Source organism: Natronomonas pharaonis DSM 2160 (assembly GCF_000026045.1).
GTDB lineage: Archaea > Halobacteriota > Halobacteria > Halobacteriales > Haloarculaceae > Natronomonas > Natronomonas pharaonis.
This window is the reverse complement of sequence record NC_007426.1, coordinates 675,286-690,089: the sequence shown is the minus strand read 5'-3', so window position 1 is coordinate 690,089 and position 14,804 is coordinate 675,286. Positions and strand designations below refer to the sequence as shown.

Sequence of the window (14,804 nt, the reverse complement as noted above, 5' to 3'; positions counted from 1 at the left end):
ACGCGATACCGGTATGGACGATTGGCTCATCGACGACGAGACGATACCGCTTCACCGGCGGTCGATACTGCCCGGCGAGGGCTTCTTCGTGCCCGACTCCGTCGACGAGACGGAGACCGAACAGGAGGCACGCGAGACGCTGGCTGGTGCGGACCGGGTCGTCGTTGCTGACCCCGACGCCGACGGACTCGGCTGTGTCGCGCTGCTCCGTGTCGCATTCGACGACGCCAGACTGCTCCCGGCCGGACCCCACGAGCTTGCCGACGCACTGGCGTACATCGACGAGTACGGCGAGCCGGGGGCCGACGTGTTCATCTGTGACCTCTGTCCCGACTCGCCGAGCGACATCGAGCGACTGCAGTCGGTCGCCGAGGACGCTGCGGCTGTCCGCTGGTTCGACCACCACCAGTGGGACGACGACCTCACAGAGCGTGTCAGAGAGCACGCGGAGCTGGTCGTCGGCGACTCCGATACAGTCTGTACGACCGACGTGACGCTCGAAGCCGTCGCGTACGACTTCCCGGAGCAGTACGCCGAGCTGGCGGCGGTCACCAGAGACCACGACCTCTGGCTACAGGAGGACCCTCGAAGCGACGACCTCGCCGACTACGCCCACTGGGTAGAGCCCGAGACGTACGTCGAGACCGTCATCGAGCACGGGCCTGACCTCCCCGAGGAGGCGGTCGAACTGCTCGAAGAGCGGCGCGTCGAAAAGGAGGCGCTCATCGAGAAGGCCGTAGAGCGAGCCACCTTCGAGACGGTCGGCGAGTGGACGGTCGGTGTCACCTACGGCCGCTGTTCGCAAAACGAGGTCGCAGAGGCGATGCGGGAGGCAGGAGCCGACGCCTCCGTCATCGTCAAGCCCGCCGGGTCGGCTTCGATTCGGGGCACCGAGGCCTTCCAACGCTGCCATGAGGTTGCCCAACAGGTAAACGGTGGCGGTCATCCGAAGGCCGCCGGCTGCAAACCCGACATCTACGACGATATGCTCGATTACGCCCACCACTGGACGACCCGTGGCGCGGTCACAAAGCAGGTTATTCTCGACGCGTTCCGGTCGCTGGCCGACGAGCCCGCCGAAGCGGACGCGTAGGACCGTCAAGCTTTACCCGTATCTCCCAGTATCGGCTCCATGGACCAGCTTCAGCAGTCGCTTCTCGAAGCCCCGATAATCGAAAAGGACGGCTATCACTACTTCGTCCACCCGATAAGCGACGGTGTCCCGATGCTGGAGCCGAACCTGCTTCGGGAAATCGTCATCAAAATCATTCGGAAGGCACAGCTGGAGAACGTCGACAAGATTGTCACGCCGGCGGCGATGGGCATTCACATCTCGACGGCGGTGTCGCTGATGACCGACATTCCGCTCGTCGTTATCCGAAAGCGCGAGTACGGACTCGACGGCGAGACGCCGCTGTTCCAGCAAACCGGCTACTCGGAAAACCAGATGTACATCAACGACGTCGATGAGGGCGACAGCGTACTCGTCCTCGACGACGTACTCTCGACGGGCGGGACGCTGTCGGCCATCTGCAGCGCGCTCGAAGACATCGGTGCCGACATCGTTGATGTCGTTGCCGTCATCAAGAAGGTCGGCGGCGAAAACGAACTCGAGTCCTCGCCATACAGCGCCAAGACGCTCATCAACGTCGATGTCGAGGACGGCGAGGTCGTCATCATCGACTCGAACGGCGACAATTAGCGGCCGGCAGCGGCGGCCCGGCCGTCGTCGAATCCGGTCGGCAGGGGAGGCGACATCTTATATATCGTAACGGGGGCAGACCCCCCGTGGAAGCCTTCACCGACCTCGCGACGGCAGCGTTCTGTCCCCGAAAGCTCTACTACCGGCGAAAGCACGACGACGCGACACCTCCGGACGATGTCGCGGCAACCCGGAACCTCGCGTTCCGGTACTCGTCGCTGCTCAACGCGGAGTCGTCGCTCGATGCGGAGCCGGTGGTCCCCGAGCCGTCGGCGTATCGGGAGGCGTTACGGCGGCAACGGCAGCGGCTCGACCGCTGGCCCGACCTCGTGGACCCGCCGTCGACACGCGTGTTCCTGTCCGGAAAGGACGCCCACGGCATCGCCCACAAGGTGCTCGAATCGCCGCCGGCTCCGGCCATCGTCTCTACCGGCAAGCCGCCGGAGAACGGCGTCTGGAAACCCCACAGCGTCCGGGCGACTGCAGCGGCGAAGGCGCTTTCGTGGGAGCGACAACAGCCGGTCGAGACGGCGTACGTCGAGTATCCGGCGTTCGGTGACATCCGGAAAGTCCGGATGACGACCCGTCGGAAGGCGACCTACCGGAAGGCACTCAACACCGCCGAATCCATCGACGGACCGCCGCCGCGGCTCAAAAATGACAATCGGTGTCAGACCTGCGAGTACGCCGACGAGTGTGGGACACGAACGCGGTCGCTCCGCTCTCGGCTGTCGCGTTCACGGTAGGCGGCGCCCGCTGCGGAGGCCATCAGGAGAGCGTCAGGCGGAGACGATGTCCGCCCGGAACCCGGCGACGGCTTCGAGAACCTCGGTTCGCTCTCGCTCCGGCACGTCGAAGGCTTCGAGTGCGGCTTCGAGGTGGTCGACAGTCACGTCGAACTCCGCTTCCGTGATGCCGAGGTGGTCGTGTGCCGGCTCCATGTCTTCACCAGTATATTCGACCGGGCCACCGGTAAGCGAGCAGAGAAACAGCGTCTGTTGGGCCCGCTGCTGCTGCATGTCGACCTCCTCAAAATGGTGGCTAACGCGCTCGTCGTCCAACATTCGGTCGTAGAACCGGTCGACAACCGCCGCTATCGACTCCTTGCCGCCGAGCCGTTCGTAGAGCGTCTCCGTCATAGGTCAATGCTCGTAGGGAATGAGGGTAAACGTTCCGCGCAGTACAACGACAAGAGAACGCCGTCAGTGCTCTGTGAGCCACGCGTCGATGTCGTCGGCCTGTGCGCCGCGGCGGACGATGTCATCGGCCGCGATGTCGACGACGGTGCTTTCGGTCCCGGGGGTTTCCCCGCCGTCGACGACGACAGCGCGTTCTCGGATGGTTGCATCGACCGCCTCCGGGCGGCGGGCGCTGGGGTTGCCGGAGACGTTGGCGCTCGTGGCAGTGATGGGGCCAACCCGGCGGGCGAGGTCCCGGGCGATGTCGTGTGCCGGCACCCGGAGACCGACCCGGTCGCGGCCGGCGACCAGCACGTCCGGCACGCGGTCGCCGCGTTCGAGCAGCACGGTCACCGGCCCCGGCAGGAACGCCTCACAGAAGGCCCGCTCGCGGTCGGAGAAGGTGACGTATTCGGCGGCTGCCGCGACCGACGGCAGCGCCATCGAAACCGGCTTGTCGCGGTCACGACCTTTGGCCTCGAAGACCCGCTTGACCGCCTCCGGGTCAAGGGCGTCAGCAGCCAACCCGTAGACGGTCTCGGTCGGATAGACGACGAGGTCGCCCCGCCGGAGCGCCGCCACCGCGTCGGTGAGGTCGGGGGCAGTCATAGTGACTCGATTGCCGCCTCGATGTCGTCGTACGGCGGGAATTCGGGCCACTCTGCGGCGGCCCACGTGTACTGAACAGTCCCCTCCGAATCGATGACGAAGACGGCCGGTCTCGGCTCCTCGATGCCCGCCATCCCGTCGAGGTCGTGGCTGATGCCGTAGGCCTCGCCGACACCGTTGGCTGGGTCGGAGAACAACCGGAAGGCATGGAGGTTCCACTCGTCGATAAACCGGGCGTGCTCGTAGGGCGACGAGATGGAGAGCCCGACGACGGCAGCGTCGTAGTCGTCCCAGTTGCGGTCGCGAATCTCCTGCCAGATGTACGTCGCCGGGAAGTCACCGTCCATCGTGTGGCACACCAACACAACCGGGCCGTCATCAGTCAGTTCCGCGAGGCTCGTATCCTCCCAGTATTCGTCGGTAACGAGCGGGCGGGTGAAATCCGGGGCGTCCTCGCCGGGAGACGGTGGGTCGGCCACCGGAAGCTCGACGACGTCAAAATCGAGGTTCATTCGGCCCCACCCCCTCCATCGCCGTAGGTGGCCCGGAGGTACTCGACGATATTCGCGCTCTCGCTCATCGTGACGCCGGTCCGGTCGTCGACGAGAGCCGGGACAGTGCGGGCTCCAGTCAACCGTTTGACCACGTCACGCCGTGAGTGCCGTGCCTCGACGAATCGCGAGCGGTACGCAAGCCCCAATTCGTCGAGGACAGCGACGACGCGCTCGCAGAACGGGCACGCCTGCAGCCGGTACAGCGTGATATCGGGCTCAGACATGACCGAACGTAGCGTCGCTCGTCGCGTAAGCGTGTCGGACGGACCGCATGGCAAACCTTAATCCCGCGCCCGATGAAACCAGCACGTCCAGATGGGCACGCTCGCGTCGAACGCCGCCTTGGTCGTCCTACAAGCCGCGCCCGACGCCGGGGAGTTGCCGTTCAGCGACACGACCGTCGCTCTCCTCGGCAGCGCTGTCATCCTGCTTTTGTTGGCGCTTTCGGGGTTCTTCTCGTCGTCCGAGATTGCGATGTTCTCGCTGCCGGCACACCGCGTCGACGCCCTCGTCGCGGACAACATCCCCCACGCGGAGACGCTCAAGGAGCTGAAAGACGACCCGCACCGGCTGCTCGTGACGATTCTCGTCGGAAACAACATCGTCAACATCGCGATGTCATCGATAGCGACGGGGCTGCTCTCGTATTATGTTTCGCAGTCGATGGCAGTGCTGATAGCGACGTTCGGCATCACGGCGCTCGTCTTGCTGTTCGGCGAAAGCGCCCCCAAGTCCTACGCCGTCGAGAACACGGAGTCGTGGGCGCTCCGCATCTCACGGCCGCTGAAGCTCTCTGAGTACCTGCTCTTGCCGCTCATCGTCACGTTCGACTACCTGACTCGGCAGGTAAACCGCATCACCGGCGGCCGTGCCGAAATCGAGTCCACATACGTTACCCGCGAGGAGATTCGCGACATCATCGAAACCGGCGAGCGGGCGGGCGTCCTCGAAGAGGACGAGCGTGAGATGCTCCAGCGCATCTTCCGCTTTACCAACACCATCGCCAAGGAGGTGATGACGCCACGCCTCGATATGGAGGCCGTGCCGAAGGACGCGACGATAGAGGAGGCGATTCAGACCTGCGTCCAGTCCGGCCATGCACGGGTCCCCGTCTACGAGGGAAGCCTCGACAACGTGCTGGGTGTCGTCCACATTTCCGACCTCGTCCGCGATGACACCTACGGGGAAGCAAGCGACATCGAGCTTGAGGACGTAATCGAGGAGACGCTGCACGTTCCCGAATCGAAGAACATCGACGAGTTGCTCGCGGAGATGCGCGAAAACCGGCTCCACATGGTCATCGTCATCGACGAGTTCGGGACGACCGAGGGGCTGGTGACGATGGAGGACATCACCGAAGAGATCGTCGGCGAAATCCTGCAGGCCGACGAGGAAGAGCCGATCGAGTTCGTCTCCGACAACGAGATTCTCGTCAAGGGAGAGGTCAACATCGACGAAGTAAACGAGAAACTCGATGTCGCCATCCCCGAGGGCGAGGAGTTCGAGACGATAGCCGGGTTCATCTTTAACCGGGCCGGCCGCCTCGTCGAGGAGGGCGAGCGCATCGAGTATGAGGGCCTCGAGATTCGGGTCGAACGCGTCGAAAACACCCGCATCATGAAGGCTCGAATCACCAAGACCGACAACAGAGAGGGCGACGGCGAGCACGAGGCGGCAGGCGACGAATAGCAGTTATAGCCTGCTATCGCCCGGGGTGAGCGGATTGTGTCTGTCAGAAAGAGCCACAGATGACATCATAGCGACGTTGCGACGGCCGTGAGTCCGAAACTGAGCACGCCGGCACCCACGAGCGACCCAATCCACGCAAGGACTGTGTACAGCATCTTCCCGCGGCTGACGCCGCCCGACTCGGCGGCAGCGCCGGCCCCGACGACGGCCGAGACGATAATTTCGTTGAACGATATCGGCACGCCGAGCAGGATAGCGACCTGTGCGATGATGAACGACGGGATGAGCGCCGCAATCGAGCGGCGCGGGCCGAGCGAGGAGTAGTCCTGCGAGATGGCCTTTATCATCCTCGGGGCGGCCGTCCACGACCCAACAAGGAGGCCGAGACCGCCGCCGAAAAGCAGCGCGACGAGCGGAATCGCGACCTCCGAGGCGTCCAACAGCGGCAACAGCGGTCCCAGCGCGAGACCGACCTGGCTGCCACCGGCCGAGAACGCGACCAGCGCACCGAGCGCGATGAGAAAGTGCCGCTGACCGGCCGCCGCATCCCGGCGGACATCAGCGCCCATCAGTGCGGCGGCGACAGCGGCGATGAAAAGAGTGACGCCAACAACGCCGAGGCCGGTCGTCGCGATGGTTTGTGAGACGCTCTGTGCCGTGTCCGCCGGGCCGAGAAGTACGAATTCGACGTTCGCTAAAATCGCGCCAACGAGCGCTGCAAGCGCCGCGATAGCCGCCACATCGGGCAGCCACTCCTGGCGGAGCAGCCGTGCGGTCGCGTAAGCGACGCCGCCGCCGACGAACGGAGTTAGCGTCCAGACGGCGAGAATCTCGTAGTATTTCGCCCACGCCGGGTCGCCGCCGACGGCGAGGCCGGCCCCGACGACAGCGCCGGTGACGGTAAACGCCGTCGCTATCGGGTAGCCGGCGAAGACGCCGACAGCGACCAGCGCCGCCGCGATAAAGAGCGCGAGAATGGCCGCGATAGGCGGCAGTGTCGTACCGACGACGAGTTCGCGGCCGACCGCCTCGGTGACGTTTGCGCCCTGTAGCGTTGCCCCGAGCAGTCCGAGAATACCGACGAAGAAGCCGGCGCGCATCACCGAAATCGCGTTTGCGCCGACAGCGGGTGCAAAAGGAGTCGACCCGGAGGAGCCAGCCCCGATGGCCCACGCCATAAAGAGGCTCGCTACGCCGGCGACCACGAACGTCACGACCGTCAGAGGGTCCATCGGCACCGGATACGCCAGCCCGGCCCTTAATACCGGACACATCAGTCCGACAGTCGCCGACGGGAGGACGGCGACGAAACGGGTAAACCGCTGGCTGCGCTACCGCCGGTTGTGTCTTCGACGGACGCCTACCGGACAATCGACGGGCGAGCGCGGTCGGCCTTTACCGTGCAGGGGTCGGAGTTCATCGGCCACGCTGCCCCCGTCGAGACGGTTGCGAAAGCGGAGGCGTTCATCGACGACGTGGCGGCCGAACACGCCGACGCGACCCACAACGTCCCCGCCTATCGCGTCCGGGCCGACCCGTTCCGGGAGTACAGCTCCGACGACGGCGAGCCATCCGGCAGCGCCGGCAAGCCGATGCTGTCGGTGCTTGGCGGCCGGGAGCTGGAGAACGTCTGTGTCGTCGTCACCCGGTATTTTGGCGGGACAAAGCTCGGCGTCGGCGGGCTCGTTCGGGCGTATTCGAAAGCCACCAAGGACGTACTCGACGCGGCCGAAGTCGTCGAGGAAGTCCCTCGCGAGCGGTTCGAAGCGGTGGTCGAGTACGACGACTCCGGGACAATCAGAGGCATCCTCGAAAGCGAGGACGTCGAGTTCGACGCTGCGTACGGCGCTGACGTGGTGTTCGACATCAGCGCTCCGGTCGCCGAGGCCGAGCACCTACGGGACCGGCTCCGAAGTGCCACGAGCGGTCGCGTGGACCTGTAGCGATGTCAGCCATCCGTCTGACGTTTCGACACGAGAAGTATTCGGGGACGGAAGACGGGTCCAGAGGAAATAGAGGGGTGGAACAGCGGACAGCGAACCGCTGTACTGTCAGGTCCCGAACGCTCGGTCGCCGGCGTCACCGACACCCGGGACGATGTAGCCGTCCTCGTCGAGGCGTTCGTCCACACTGACAGTCAGCACGTCGGCACTCGGGATGGAGTCGTTTACCCGCGCCAGCCCGGGCGGGGCGCTCACCGCGGAGAGAACGACGAGCCGCTCGGGGGTGCCCTGCTCGAGTACCTCCTCGAGGACGGCGACCATCGTGCTACCGGTGGCGAGAATCGGGTCGGCGACGATGACCGTGTCGTCGGCGTCGATGTCGGGAAGCTTGACGTAGTCGACGGTTATTGGGAACTCACCGTCTTCGTTCATGCCAGCCGCTTCGTCGCGACCGGCAGAGATAACGCCTTGTCGGGCATGTGGAAACGCCTCGACGAGTCCCTCGACGAACGGCGTCGCGGCGCGCAGGACGTTGACGATGACGACATCGTCGAGTCCCTTGACGACCTCACCGGTCGTCTCCGCGAGCGGCGTCGTAATCGAGACGTACTCGGTGTCCATCATCCCGTCGATGATTTCGTACCCACAGAGCCGGCCCAGTTCGACGAGGCCGTTTCGGAACGCAACCTGGTCGGTCTCGTCCGAGCGAAGCTCCGAGAGGGTGTGCTTGGCGAGCGCGTGGGTGATGACATGGGCGTCATCACGGTCCTCGATTGGCATATCGGTACAGCGAACGCCGCAGGCATAAAGCCAGCCGTTGCGGCCGCTGCGACGACGAGCATAAGAGAGTGGCGGCGCTACGAACCACCGATGGACATCGAAGAGAGCGTCTCCGGCTTCAAGGCCCGCGGCGGCTGGGGGGATATCGTCGAACACGGCGAGCGAATCACACGCGCGCTCCGGGAACTCGATGCCGAGGAAGACCACGATGTCGACGGCGACGCGCTCGAAGAGTGGGACGAGTGGCGGCCGAAGGCCGACGAGCGCCTCGGCGAAGATGTTAGCCGAAAAACCGCCGAGCAGGCAAGCGTCGGCGAGGGGGAAGGCGAGAAGGCCGGAAAAGACCCCGACGAGGACCTCAAAACCGCCGGTGAGAAGCTCAGCGACTCCTATGAGAGCCTCGAAGAGCCGGGCGAGGCTGTAGATGAGTGGCGTGAATCGATAAACTACGTCGCCCGGGCGGCCGACTCGGCGACCCGAAAGGCGCTACGGAAGGTCGAAGGCAGCGTCTACCGGAACGTGATGACACAGATGTCGCCGTACTACTTCGATAACGAACTCGTCAGCGCGAATCTCACCCGCGGCGACTCAGCGGCCGACGACTACATTTTCGAGGTCAACATCAACGACGACGACCTGAAGATTCGGGTCTCGAACAAACTCGCCGACTACCAGACGTCCGTCGAGCGCTGGCACGTCGATACACCGAAAGACACCGACATCGCTGAAGCCGTCGAGGGACATGAGCCACCGCAAGATGAGCCAACGGACGGCGGCTCCGACCCGAAGCGGACGTAGCTTACTCCAGTTCGATTTTCCGGACGAACGGAAGCGCGCGAACCTCGTTTATTAGCTCGCCGTCGAGTTGCTCGTCAGTGACGATATAGAGTTTGGGTTCGTCGGTAAACTCCGGGTCTTCGCTTATTGTCTGGCGAATCGAAACTCCGTTGTCGGCCAGCAGGCTCGTAACGGCGGCGACGATGCCCGGCTGGTCGGCGTCGCCGACGCGAACGGTCAACACCGTCAGGTCCAGCACCGGCGCGAGGTCCATCAGTGATGGAATAGCGGAGATGTTCTGGAAGATACGGCGGAGCTCGTCGTCGTCGAGAATCGCGTCGGTCGTCGCATCAACGACACGGCGGTCGACATCGATTTCGCGGGCGATACCGGTGTTCGGAATCTCGATGCCACCGGAGACGACGCGGCCGTCGTCGTTGACCGAGAACCCGCGTTCGAGGAGGAGCCGGATGACAGCCTGCTGGCTCGGGCTGTCCTCGAACTTTCGCATTATCTCGTCGAACATATCAACCGACTCGGGGGCGACAGTGTTGTCAGTTACGACCGTCCGGGACCGAACGGGTTTTGGAATCGCAGCGGCCACAGAGCGTATGGACGTCACGGACATGTTCTCGGAGATGCCGTTCAACGACCATCTCGGTATCGAGGTCACCGAGGCGGCCGACGGCCGTGCGGTCGGCCATCTCGAACTCGGCACTGAACACTCCTCGAACCCGAACCGGCTGGTCGCACACGGCGGCGTGGCGTATGCGCTTGCTGACACGGTTGGCGGGGCCGCGGTCATCTCGGCGAACTTCACCGTCACGCCGACTATCGATATGCGTATCGACTATCTCTCGCCGGCGACCGGAGGGCGTCTCGACGCCGAGGCCGAGGTCGTCCGAAACGGGGACAGCGTCGCCGCCGTCGACATCGAGGTGACAGACGAGTCGGGAACGACCGTCGCAACCGCCCGCGGGACCTACAAAACGGGCGGCGGCAACGGCGGGTCTGCGTGGCACAGCGGCGACGACGAGTACACCAACGGTAAGTAACGAGCAGGCGGCGGGGGCTGCTGGCCGGCGGCGTGCCGCGCTCCCGCTGGACCGCCGGCCACGTGTTCTCAGCGCATATCGCCGATGGCCCCGGTATTGTATATAAACGTCCGGGGGGAAAGAGACGGAAGCGACGGCGTCAGTCGTCGGCCGGTGCGGCGCCGGTACCGGCGTCAGCGTCAGCCGAAGCCGTAATCGTCGCGTTCTTGGCGTCCAGCGCCTCGACGATGAGTTCAGCGATGTCGACGATTTCGATGTCGTCCTCGAAGCCGCCGGTCTTGCGGCCGTCTTCGTACATCGTCATGCACATCGGGCAAGCGACGACGAACTTCTCGACAGCACTGCCGGCCTCGGTGTCTTCGAGGGCCTCGCGGAGCCGTTCCTCGCTTGGCTTTTCTTCTTCTTCGAGTTCCATCCAGAGGCCGCCACCGCCGCCACCGCAGCAGAAGCTGTTGTCACGGTTGCGGGGCATCTCATGGAGGTCACAGCCCGTGGCGCGGACGAGTTCACGCGGCGCCTCGTACTCGTCGTTGTATCGGCCGAGGTGACACGGGTCGTGGTAGGTGACCGTGTAGTCGAGTTCGGTGCCATCAAGCGCGACCGCGCCGGTCTCGACGAGCTCTTCGACCGTCTGCGTCCAGTGCTGGACCTCGATATCGCCGCTTTCGTTCCAGTAGCCCTCGATGTCGAACTCCATCATGGGGTCGTCGGCGAACTCCTCGAAGTCGACCTCGGGGTACTCGTTTTTGAACGTGTTGTAGGAGTGGGGGTCCGTACAGACGATTTTCTCGAACGCACAGTCCTCGAAGGAGTCGATGAGCGTACCGGCCTGCTCGACGTAGAGGAACTCCTCGCCGACGCGTCGGATGTCGTTGCCGTCGTAGACCTCCTCGTCGTAGAGGATGCCGACCTCGGCGTCAGCGTGTTCGAAGATTTTTGCCAGCGAGCGGGCGACCTTCTTGTTGCGGTCGTCGTAGGAGGGGTAGTCACCGACGTACCAGAGGTATTCAACGTCTGTATCTCGGGCGTCAGTTACCTCGAAGTCAAGCTCCTCGGTCCAGTCGCCGCGGGCACCCGGCGAGTCGCCGAAGGTGTTGCCCTTCGTCATGACGTTCTGGAAGACTTCCTGCATACTCGGCTGGATATCACCTTGGTCTGCGAGCTGGCGGTTCATCCGCGTGAAGCTCTTGAGGTGCTCGATTTCGACCGGACAGGCGTCCATGCAGGCCATACAGGACATACAAGACTCCATCGTCTCGGCGTCGATGACCGATTCGCCGCCGTCGGCGACGATGTCCATCGTCTCGGCGTCGTCGTCCGTCTCAAGCGAGCGACGGTATTCCTTGAGGTCGAGGATGACGTCACGGGGGTCGAGCGGCCGTCCGGACGCCTTCGCCGGACAAACCGACGAACAGCGTCCACACTTCGTACAGGCGTCCTGGTCAAGCATCTCCTTCCAGGAGAAGTCGTCGATGGATTCGGCGTTGGTGGCGTCAAGGTCGGAGGGGACGCCCGGCAGCCGTGCGCCGGCCTTCTCGTCGCGAGTGACGACGTTCGCGAACGACGAGAGCATGTGGAACGGCTTGGCGTACGGGATAGCGGCGATGAAGAGGAACGAAAGCAGGGCATGAGACCACCACGCGACGGGGTAGACCGCGGCGGCTATCGACTCGTTGACGCCGATGCCGGCGAGGCCAAGCGCGGTTGCCGTGCCGACGAAGCTCACCGGCTCAACGGCCGTGATGGGCTCGCTTGCGCCGACAATGCGGAGCCCTTCGAGCAGGAAGCCGCCGATGCCGATGAGGAACAGCGACCACACGAGGAAGGCGTCCTCCCAGTTCGTGTGCTTGCCCCACAGGCGCTCGGTTCGGACGACGTAGCGTCGCCACAGAGCGATGCCGAGACCGACGACGAACAGCAGCCCGAGCGCGTCGGTCACGAGCTGGTAGGACAGATAGAAGTCACCGACCCAGAAGGACTGCCGCTCGCCGAGGGCGATGGTGAAGACGCGATACCACTCATCGATAAAGAGGATGGTCGTCGCGATAAGCAGCGTCAAAAAGCCCCAGAGGATGAACGCGTGCATCAGGCCGCCGACCAGGTCACGGTTGAATTGCTTTTCGTTCGAGGCGGCTATCTTCGCCGCCGAAGCGATGCGTCCGGAGAGGTTGTCGAGACGGTCGAACCAGTCGTCTTCGCCGTCGGCATAGCGGGCGAACCGCTGGTACGTCCCGTAGACGAACACCGCAACGGTGAGGGTCGCAAGGAAGTAAAACAGGACCTTCTCGTAGTTCGAGATCAGCCAGAAGGTCTGGCGGGTGACTTCCTCGTTTGCCTGTAGCGGAAACGCCGGTAGCATACGGTGTACCGAGGCGTGGACCCGCTTAAGTTTTGTTACACGGCGCCACGTAGCCCCGGAGTTGAGCAAAAATTGTCAGCACTTCCCAGATTAAAGCATAGAGTGTAAAGCAGCAGCGGAGAACGACACAGCAACAATAACCGCAAATAGGTCACCGGTCCCAAAGCGCAGTTGTGGCACAGTCGGGTTCCACGAGAAGCAACGGGCACGCAACGCGAGGGCGAGCCGGTCTGCGCGTTCGAAGGCGCGATTGAACGACGCGACGGCGATGAGCCGCATCCGGTCAGGGATGGGTCGTTCGGTCCCGAGGCGTGCCCGGTGGGCATCCCGAATCCGCCCGATGTCGGCACGTAACACCGGTAAGAAGCGAAAGACGAACGAGACGCTCATCCCGAGGAACTGGCCGACCCGGCCGGGGATGGCCCACTGGACGGCCGCCCGCGATTCGCGCACCGGCGTCGTCCGGACGTACGCGGCAGCGACGAGCAACACCAGCAGCACCCGGTAGCCGGCCAGCGCAGAGGGAACGGCGTCGGCGACGACGAACCACGGGGACCCCCACGTCAACCCCTCCAGCAGCGGGGCGATGAGAAGGAACACGAAGACGAAGCTGTAGGCTCGCAGCGCGTCGACAACGGGGGTTGCCGCCAGTCTGAGCAGCACGACCACGAAGACGGTGAGCACAGCAAGCCCCGTGGGTGTCGTGTACGCGAACGCAAGCGCCGCAAAGGACAGTTGGACCGCAAGCTTCGAGCGCGGGTCGAGCCGGTGGGCCGGCGAATCACCCGGAACGTAGCTCAGCACGGTCGAACGTCGACGTTGGGAAGCTCCTCGGCCACCGCCGACGGCGGACCATCGAGGACGATTTCACCGTCGGCGAGAGCGACGATTCGGTCGGTACGGTCCATCAGGTCCCGAAGGTCGTGGGTGACGACGATGACGCTCGTGCCGTCGGCCGAGAGCGCTTCAAGCCGGTCGAGAACACCGGTTCGAGCGGGCCAATCGAGGCCAGCAAAGGGCTCGTCAAGCACGAGATGTGATGGCTCCATCGCGAGCGCGCCCGCGATGGCAACGCGGGCCTGTTGGCCCCCCGAGAGCGTATCGATACGGACCTCACGGGCGTCGGCCATTCCGACTGCCGCAAGCGCACGCTCGATGCGGGCGTCGATGTCCTCGTGAGACAGCCCCAAATTCTCGGGGCCGAAAGCGACATCGGCACCGACTGTCGCGGCGACAAAACAGTCCCGCGGATTCTGAAAAACCATGCCGACGGCGGTTCGCGCCGCGACTGGGTTCTCCGCGACCGGCTGGCCGTCGACACGGACCTCACCGCTGTCGGGCTCGTAGAGCCCGTTGAAATGGCGCACCAGCGTCGTCTTTCCGGAGCCGTTCGCGCCGGCGATGACGACGAACTCACCGTCCTCGATTTGCAACGAGACGCCGTCGACCGCCGTCGTTCCGTCGTACCGGTAGACGAGGTCGGAGACGGATATCATTCAGCCCGGATGGCGTCGCTACGGACGATGCCGATTGCGGCGGCCATCTTCGCGGCCTCAGCAGGAATGAAGACGACACCGCCGGCGATAACGGCATTCAGAAGCGTCATTTCGAGGTTCCACCACATGAAGGGGATACCGAAGGCATAAATGACGACCGTCGAGAGTATCATCGCCGCAATCATCAATGCGGCAGAGACGGTCTCCAGCGGCTTGATATCGGTTCCGCGGTGGACGATACCGCCCACGATAGCGGCGGCGAACGGGTACGAAAGCAGGTAGCCGCCTTGAGGGCCAAGAATAACGCCGATGCCCGCCTCTCCAGCGGAGAAGACAGGCGCGCCGAGGACTCCCGCAAGCAGGTAGACAACCATCGCAGCGCCACCCCACAGCGGGCCGAGCAAGAGCCCAGCTAGGAAAACACCGAGCACCTGCAGCGTGACGGGGGCCGGCGAGAGCGGATACGGGAAAGAGACGTACGCGAACGCACCCATGAGCGCGGCGAAAAGCGCCGTTCGCGCGACGTTCAGCGCCATCTCCTCGCCGACGAGGTCGACATCGGCAGTCGAGGTGTCTGTCATACGCCGGTAATATTTGTCAACCGGCTTGTTTGTATCGGTTTACCGGCTCCCGGCGAACGCTTTTCGTCGTGCGGCCGCTTC

Annotated in this window: 18 protein-coding genes; 7 read left to right on the top strand and 11 right to left on the bottom strand. The window is 64.1% G+C overall.

The window, feature by feature from the left end:
• Positions 1–13 precede the first annotated feature (13 nt).
• The 3 genes from NP_RS03565 to NP_RS03555 all read left to right on the top strand — a co-directional run bounded on the left by NP_RS03565 (position 14) and on the right by NP_RS03555 (position 2,448).
• Positions 14–1,093, top strand: a complete 1,080-nt coding sequence (locus tag NP_RS03565; protein ID WP_011322440.1) for a DHH family phosphoesterase — start codon at positions 14–16, stop codon at positions 1,091–1,093.
• 39 nt (positions 1,094–1,132) lie between these two features.
• A complete protein-coding gene (gene hpt, locus NP_RS03560) occupies positions 1,133–1,702 on the top strand; it encodes a hypoxanthine/guanine phosphoribosyltransferase (protein ID WP_011322439.1) in 570 nt (189 codons plus the stop codon).
• An 86-nt stretch (positions 1,703–1,788) separates the two neighbouring features.
• A complete protein-coding gene (locus NP_RS03555) occupies positions 1,789–2,448 on the top strand; it encodes a CRISPR-associated protein Cas4 (protein ID WP_011322438.1) in 660 nt (219 codons plus the stop codon).
• A 33-nt stretch (positions 2,449–2,481) separates the two neighbouring features.
• On the opposite strand, the gene NP_RS03550 is transcribed toward NP_RS03555, so the two are convergent.
• The 4 genes from NP_RS03550 to NP_RS03535 form a co-directional block, all read right to left on the bottom strand.
• Positions 2,482–2,841 (bottom strand): group I truncated hemoglobin, encoded by a 360-nt coding sequence (locus tag NP_RS03550; RefSeq protein ID WP_011322437.1) that lies wholly within the window; start codon positions 2,839–2,841, stop codon positions 2,482–2,484.
• Positions 2,842–2,904: 63 nt separating this feature from the next.
• A complete protein-coding gene (locus NP_RS03545) occupies positions 2,905–3,489 on the bottom strand; it encodes an L-threonylcarbamoyladenylate synthase (protein ID WP_011322436.1) in 585 nt (194 codons plus the stop codon).
• Positions 3,486–4,001: a redoxin domain-containing protein gene (locus NP_RS03540; RefSeq protein ID WP_011322435.1), complete on the bottom strand. Its 516-nt coding sequence runs from the start codon at positions 3,999–4,001 to the stop codon at positions 3,486–3,488. The genes NP_RS03545 and NP_RS03540 overlap by 4 nt, the downstream gene beginning before the upstream one ends.
• Complete coding sequence (locus tag NP_RS03535; protein ID WP_011322434.1) at positions 3,998–4,267, bottom strand: glutaredoxin family protein; 270 nt, start codon at positions 4,265–4,267, stop codon at positions 3,998–4,000. The genes NP_RS03540 and NP_RS03535 overlap by 4 nt, the downstream gene beginning before the upstream one ends.
• A 91-nt stretch (positions 4,268–4,358) precedes the next feature.
• Here NP_RS03535 and NP_RS03530 point away from each other — a divergent pair, with 91 nt between their 5' ends.
• Positions 4,359–5,732 carry a hemolysin family protein gene (locus NP_RS03530; RefSeq protein ID WP_011322433.1) on the top strand — a complete coding sequence of 458 codons (1,374 nt, stop codon included), beginning with the start codon at positions 4,359–4,361 and terminating at the stop codon, positions 5,730–5,732.
• Positions 5,733–5,797: 65 nt separating this feature from the next.
• Here the strand turns inward: NP_RS03530 and NP_RS03525 are convergent, their stop codons facing one another.
• Entirely contained in the window at positions 5,798–6,964 is a 1,167-nt protein-coding gene (locus NP_RS03525) for an inorganic phosphate transporter (RefSeq protein WP_011322432.1), read from the bottom strand.
• Positions 6,965–7,075: 111 nt separating this feature from the next.
• On the opposite strand from NP_RS03525, the gene NP_RS03520 reads away from it, so the two are divergent.
• The gene (locus NP_RS03520) at positions 7,076–7,675 is read left to right on the top strand and encodes an IMPACT family protein (RefSeq protein WP_011322431.1); all 600 of its coding nucleotides are present in this window, start codon (positions 7,076–7,078) and stop codon (positions 7,673–7,675) included.
• A 108-nt stretch (positions 7,676–7,783) separates the two neighbouring features.
• On the opposite strand, the gene upp is transcribed toward NP_RS03520, so the two are convergent.
• Positions 7,784–8,455, bottom strand: coding sequence for a uracil phosphoribosyltransferase (gene upp / locus NP_RS03515; protein ID WP_011322430.1), 672 nt, complete (start codon positions 8,453–8,455; stop codon positions 7,784–7,786).
• A gap of 90 nt (positions 8,456–8,545) precedes the next feature.
• Between upp and NP_RS03510 the strand changes: the two genes are divergently transcribed.
• A complete protein-coding gene (locus NP_RS03510) occupies positions 8,546–9,253 on the top strand; it encodes a DUF5828 family protein (protein WP_011322429.1) in 708 nt (235 codons plus the stop codon).
• Position 9,254: 1 nt separating this feature from the next.
• Here the strand turns inward: NP_RS03510 and NP_RS03505 are convergent, their stop codons facing one another.
• Positions 9,255–9,758, bottom strand: coding sequence for an ACT domain-containing protein (locus NP_RS03505; RefSeq protein ID WP_011322428.1), 504 nt, complete (start codon positions 9,756–9,758; stop codon positions 9,255–9,257).
• A gap of 85 nt (positions 9,759–9,843) precedes the next feature.
• Between NP_RS03505 and NP_RS03500 the strand changes: the two genes are divergently transcribed.
• On the top strand, positions 9,844–10,287 hold the full coding sequence (locus NP_RS03500) for a PaaI family thioesterase (protein ID WP_011322427.1): 444 nt from the start codon (positions 9,844–9,846) through the stop codon (positions 10,285–10,287).
• A 139-nt stretch (positions 10,288–10,426) separates the two neighbouring features.
• Here the strand turns inward: NP_RS03500 and NP_RS03495 are convergent, their stop codons facing one another.
• The 4 genes from NP_RS03495 to NP_RS03480 all read right to left on the bottom strand — a co-directional run bounded on the left by NP_RS03495 (position 10,427) and on the right by NP_RS03480 (position 14,723).
• Entirely contained in the window at positions 10,427–12,646 is a 2,220-nt protein-coding gene (locus tag NP_RS03495) for a (Fe-S)-binding protein (protein ID WP_011322426.1), read from the bottom strand.
• 90 nt (positions 12,647–12,736) lie between these two features.
• The gene (locus NP_RS03490) at positions 12,737–13,450 is read right to left on the bottom strand and encodes an energy-coupling factor transporter transmembrane component T family protein (protein ID WP_011322425.1); all 714 of its coding nucleotides are present in this window, start codon (positions 13,448–13,450) and stop codon (positions 12,737–12,739) included.
• Complete coding sequence (locus NP_RS03485) at positions 13,444–14,142, bottom strand: energy-coupling factor ABC transporter ATP-binding protein (protein ID WP_011322424.1); 699 nt, start codon at positions 14,140–14,142, stop codon at positions 13,444–13,446. Before NP_RS03485 ends, NP_RS03490 begins: the two co-directional genes overlap by 7 nt.
• Positions 14,139–14,723 (bottom strand): biotin transporter BioY, encoded by a 585-nt coding sequence (locus tag NP_RS03480; RefSeq protein WP_011322423.1) that lies wholly within the window; start codon positions 14,721–14,723, stop codon positions 14,139–14,141. Before NP_RS03480 ends, NP_RS03485 begins: the two co-directional genes overlap by 4 nt.
• Positions 14,724–14,804 lie beyond the last annotated feature (81 nt).

Coding starts and splice junctions, on each gene's coding strand:
- NP_RS03480 (WP_011322423.1), bottom strand. CDS start 14,723: ATGACAGACACCTCGACTGCCGATGTCGACCTCGTCGGCGAGGAGATG.
- NP_RS03550 (WP_011322437.1), bottom strand. CDS start 2,841: ATGACGGAGACGCTCTACGAACGGCTCGGCGGCAAGGAGTCGATAGCG.
- upp (WP_011322430.1), bottom strand. CDS start 8,455: ATGCCAATCGAGGACCGTGATGACGCCCATGTCATCACCCACGCGCTC.
- NP_RS03530 (WP_011322433.1), top strand. CDS start 4,359: ATGGGCACGCTCGCGTCGAACGCCGCCTTGGTCGTCCTACAAGCCGCG.
- NP_RS03545 (WP_011322436.1), bottom strand. CDS start 3,489: ATGACTGCCCCCGACCTCACCGACGCGGTGGCGGCGCTCCGGCGGGGC.
- NP_RS03495 (WP_011322426.1), bottom strand. CDS start 12,646: ATGCTACCGGCGTTTCCGCTACAGGCAAACGAGGAAGTCACCCGCCAG.
- NP_RS03540 (WP_011322435.1), bottom strand. CDS start 4,001: ATGAACCTCGATTTTGACGTCGTCGAGCTTCCGGTGGCCGACCCACCG.
- NP_RS03535 (WP_011322434.1), bottom strand. CDS start 4,267: ATGTCTGAGCCCGATATCACGCTGTACCGGCTGCAGGCGTGCCCGTTC.
- hpt (WP_011322439.1), top strand. CDS start 1,133: ATGGACCAGCTTCAGCAGTCGCTTCTCGAAGCCCCGATAATCGAAAAG.
- NP_RS03500 (WP_011322427.1), top strand. CDS start 9,844: ATGGACGTCACGGACATGTTCTCGGAGATGCCGTTCAACGACCATCTC.
- NP_RS03485 (WP_011322424.1), bottom strand. CDS start 14,142: ATGATATCCGTCTCCGACCTCGTCTACCGGTACGACGGAACGACGGCG.
- NP_RS03565 (WP_011322440.1), top strand. CDS start 14: ATGGACGATTGGCTCATCGACGACGAGACGATACCGCTTCACCGGCGG.
- NP_RS03525 (WP_011322432.1), bottom strand. CDS start 6,964: ATGGACCCTCTGACGGTCGTGACGTTCGTGGTCGCCGGCGTAGCGAGC.
- NP_RS03510 (WP_011322429.1), top strand. CDS start 8,546: ATGGACATCGAAGAGAGCGTCTCCGGCTTCAAGGCCCGCGGCGGCTGG.
- NP_RS03505 (WP_011322428.1), bottom strand. CDS start 9,758: ATGTTCGACGAGATAATGCGAAAGTTCGAGGACAGCCCGAGCCAGCAG.